This window comes from Segatella baroniae DSM 16972 = JCM 13447 (assembly GCF_000426585.1).
GTDB lineage: Bacteria > Bacteroidota > Bacteroidia > Bacteroidales > Bacteroidaceae > Prevotella > Prevotella baroniae.
This window is the reverse complement of record NZ_AUFQ01000038.1, coordinates 1-4050: the sequence shown is the minus strand read 5'-3', so window position 1 is coordinate 4050 and position 4050 is coordinate 1. Positions and strand designations below refer to the sequence as shown.

General features: G+C 32.3%; 4 protein-coding genes and 1 pseudogene. 4 read left to right on the top strand and 1 reads right to left on the bottom strand.

The window, feature by feature from the left end:
* The 4 genes and pseudogenes from K334_RS14095 to K334_RS0112690 form a co-directional block, all read left to right on the top strand.
* Nucleotides 1–385 (top strand): annotated as a pseudogene (locus K334_RS14095) (site-specific integrase); the annotation flags it as partial.
* 265 nt (nt 386–650) lie between these two features.
* Nucleotides 651–1277, top strand: coding sequence for a hypothetical protein (locus K334_RS0112700; protein WP_025881844.1), 627 nt, complete (start codon nt 651–653; stop codon nt 1275–1277).
* A gap of 2 nt (nt 1278–1279) precedes the next feature.
* Nucleotides 1280–1834, top strand: coding sequence for an ImmA/IrrE family metallo-endopeptidase (locus K334_RS0112695; RefSeq protein WP_025881843.1), 555 nt, complete (start codon nt 1280–1282; stop codon nt 1832–1834).
* Nucleotides 1827–2906 carry a beta family protein gene (locus tag K334_RS0112690; RefSeq protein ID WP_025881842.1) on the top strand — a complete coding sequence of 360 codons (1080 nt, stop codon included), beginning with the start codon at nt 1827–1829 and terminating at the stop codon, nt 2904–2906. The genes K334_RS0112695 and K334_RS0112690 overlap by 8 nt, the downstream gene beginning before the upstream one ends.
* Here the strand turns inward: K334_RS0112690 and K334_RS0112685 are convergent.
* Complete coding sequence (locus K334_RS0112685; RefSeq protein WP_025881841.1) at nt 2894–3520, bottom strand: sce7726 family protein; 627 nt, start codon at nt 3518–3520, stop codon at nt 2894–2896. The two genes, K334_RS0112690 and K334_RS0112685, sit on opposite strands and share 13 nt — an antisense overlap.
* Between the last annotated feature and the right edge of the window lie 530 nt (nt 3521–4050).

Here is a 4050-nt window from a genome sequence, read left to right as displayed (position 1 = left end):
ACTGAGAGTACCTGATAAGGAGGCAGAACAAGCAAGACGGCTGTTTGTCTTTGCCTGTTTTACAGGTTTGGCTATTGCTGATATGGAACATTTGCCATTTGGACATGTCCAAATGGCAGCGGACGGACAGAAATATATCCGAAAAGAACGGCAGAAAACAAAGGTGGAGTTTATTGTGCCCCTGCACCCGATAGCAGAGACCATCATCAATCAATGCAAGAAAGAACAACTGAGCATGAAAGAAATGCAGACAGTGAAAGGAAAAGGCGACGACTTTATTTTTCACTGTGCTTGTAGCCGTAGCGTGATGATTGCAAAGCTGGGCATCGTGGGTAAGGCTTGCGGTATCAGAGAACGGTTGTCCTACCACATGGCTAAACATAGCTTAATTTACAAGTGACTATATTTCAATGAATTGAAATAATGAAAAAGAAGAGTCGGTAACGATAAGGAAACCAGCGATGTTCTATATTCTTCCTTATTTTGCATTAAGTCAAAAGAACGCCTCTATGATTGCAAAGATAGTAAATTAATTACTTCTAACAAAAACAATCTCATCAAATAATTAATTTAGAGTATCCAATTTTAAACAAATTATCTTTCTCTTCTTGATTGGGGCATATTTTTTGTACCTTTGCAGAAAATCAGATATGAAAGATGGTATTGTTTCTGGAATAATTGGCGCATCAATAATGATATTGATTATTGTTATTGTTATGGCATTTATAGCACCCATAGATTATGCACCAGTATATTTACTGAATCCAGAAAAAGCTTTGTCTTATAACAACACTTTTATAGTAGATAGCATTAAATGTGCGCATATTGAGGTTCTAAATGATTTGGAATCCAAAGGTGTATTATTAAATCCAGGTGAATATACTTCTCACATAGCAGAATATTACAACACTCTAATATCATTCCTCTTGGGGTTGTTTGCCATTTTTACTTTTGGTACAATATACTCGATAAAGACTGCATCAAAAAAAGAAATTGACGAAATTAAAACTGATATAAATAATCACAAAGAAAAAATTAATACAGAATTAAAAAAGAGCATCGTAGAATCGTTAAGTGAACTTATGAAGGATTCTATATCTTTTAAAGATACTTGTATTAATGCATTATATGGAAGAATTGAAGATGAAGTTTTAAGGCATGAAGATAAAGAAGTTATTGATAATCGAATGCTAAAATTAGAAGAAGACGTAAAATTACTATTTGAAGCGTACAATGAATTAGAAGAAGATAAATCATCTAACCAAGAAATAGAGTAGATATGGGAATAAAAGGAAGTAGAAAAGGGCTTAAAAAGTCGGATAAGTATCAGGAACCTGATTTATTGGTTAGTGTAAATGATATTTTGAAAAAGGCTCAAGAGTCAGGACTGTATATTAATAATGCTCTTAAAATTGAAGATTTAATATCTACATTTAATGATATCGAAATCAGATATGAAGTAATGGATACTAGTAAATCAGGAACTTTAAGTTATATTAATGGTAAATGGATTATGAGTATAAATAGTAATCATAATGTCAAAAGACAGAGATTTACAATAGCCCATGAATTGGGTCACTATATGCTTCATAAAGGCAAGAATACAGAATTTACCGACACTACATTTTTCAGAAGTGATAATATGGATTCCATTGAGTATCATGCTAATGAATTTGCATCTCGATTACTCATGCCTGAAAATACACTTCGCAAATTAATAGATGAGGATAAAATAAAAAACATTGGAGAACTTGCATCTGCTTTTAATGTTTCATCTGCAGCAATGAAATATAGAGTAATATCACTTGGATATAAAATTAAAGACAATGGATAACAAATACTGGATTATAATAAAAACAGGGGAAGCTGAGATAAGGGCATTAGAGAATATCCCTAAAGCTATATTGTTTAACACGTTACCATTGATTGAAATAACAAGAGGTCGTAAGGTGACAAAAAACAAGATAGAAACATATCCATTTGAGAAACGTCTATCTAAGTTGAAAGACATCTATAAAGGGCAAACAATCGCCATTGATGTCACTTCTGAAGAATCTTTATCTTCCCCGGAAGTGGATTATTTATACACTCCTGATTCAGGTTACAAGAATTGGGTAAATTTCCTGATACAATTAAAAAACGAGAGTGTATTTGAAAAAATTATTCCAACCGTGTTATTCAATTTTGAAGATGATAATTTTGAAGAGAATATAACAAAGCAAATACAAGAATTAGAATCTAATTTTAAAACTATTTTATACAGAAGCGATATTTCTGACGAAAACTGCTATGATGATATAGAGCTTATTAATAATATAACTAATAAGAATCTTAAAATGGTCATTGATTGCGGTTATGTTCCACAAGCATCATATCAAAATGTTGCAAATAAATGTATTGCTAGAATTGATAATCTAAAATCAATTATAACTTCCCCTTGTGAATATATTGTTGCCTCAACCTCTTTTCCTAATAATGTGAGAGACTTGGGAGATTTAGAAAGTGATACATTTAGTATTTCAGAAATTGATATATATAACATTATATTGCAAACACATAAAGATATTGTATATGCTGATTATGCATCAATCAATCCAGTTAGAAATGATACTATAACAATGGCCCGTGGCTGGATTCCAAGGATAGATGTTCCTTTAGATAAAACCATTTTTTATTATAAAAAAAGAAGACCTAAGGGAGTATCAGCTTATGCTTCTACATATATCCAAGTAGCACAATCGGTATGTGCAGATTTAAGGTTTCCACATAACTTAAATATTTGGGGTATCAATCAGATACATTTTTGTGCTGAAGGAGGAACTCCATCTGCATCTCCTTCTTTTTGGATTTCTGTAAGAATGAATATTCATATAGCACAACAAGTAAATAGAATTTATTCTATTTGAAAAGATGAAGAAAGGAGATTCAAATCTTCTATATGAGTAAGCATCCCTCGTTCGTTCATAAAAAGAGTAAATCGCTCTTTATATTTTTGAGTAAAATACATAAAGAGAATTTCTTGGATATTAGAAATTCTCCTTTTCGCATATTTTTGCCGTATCTCATCTGTATCGTATTTAGATAAGGTAAAGCCTTCTAGCTTGCATAAATACTTAGCATTAATCGAATACAACATTTCAACTTTATCTTTGTTCCTTTGAATGCGAGGATTACGAATTTTCTTCATTAAAAGATTTTCTTTAAAAATGTAGATTCCTATCTCTGAAGGTACAACTTCGCTGATCCTGCTTGCATGTTTTTCTGTTGTTACAATCAATATGTAGTCAAAAATTTTCTTGTATTCTGAAATTTGTTCTTCTAAACGATTTAAATTATCACTATCTGATTTAATTTCAACCGCTATTATTTTATTCTTTTGAAGAACAACTAAATCTACTACTTTTCGTTTTATGCCATACATTAATTCGTTACCTATAATCAATTCTTTACATCTTGATAATAAATAATCAATAAATAGGCATTTTATATATTCTGCTGATTGTAGTCCATATTTTTTCATTGCAAGTACAAAAATACCTCTTTTTTAGCACATTTCTATTGTATTTTCGTAAAAATCTATCATTTAGGTTCAAATGATTGGTTTTCAACAGCCTAATGAGTTCTGAAATGCAGTAGGTAATGACCTATTTCCTGCGGTCATATGCAAAGCTTTGCATAACTCGAATAACCTGTTGCAGAGATAATGGTATATTGTGAGAAAAAAGAATTTCTCCCGAATTATTTTCGTAGAGTGTCCGTTGGGGCGGCTTTTTGTTTTCCGTGTATTCCATTTTATGATAAGATGCAGTCCCCTGAGACTGCGTTTTTTGTTTTCACCGCACTTCTCTGCCTGTACATCCTCCACTTATGCCCGTGTATCATGTCGGGAACGGTTGTTCGTTGTCAGTGACCAAGGTAGTTCCGGGCTTCTACGAACAAAAAAGGTCGGTGCGGAAAGCCGTTTAGACGACAATCTCCACACTTCCATTTCATTGCAGGTAGTATTCTCGCCGTAAAACCTTGTTTGTCCTAAGCCCTACCTTTTTACGC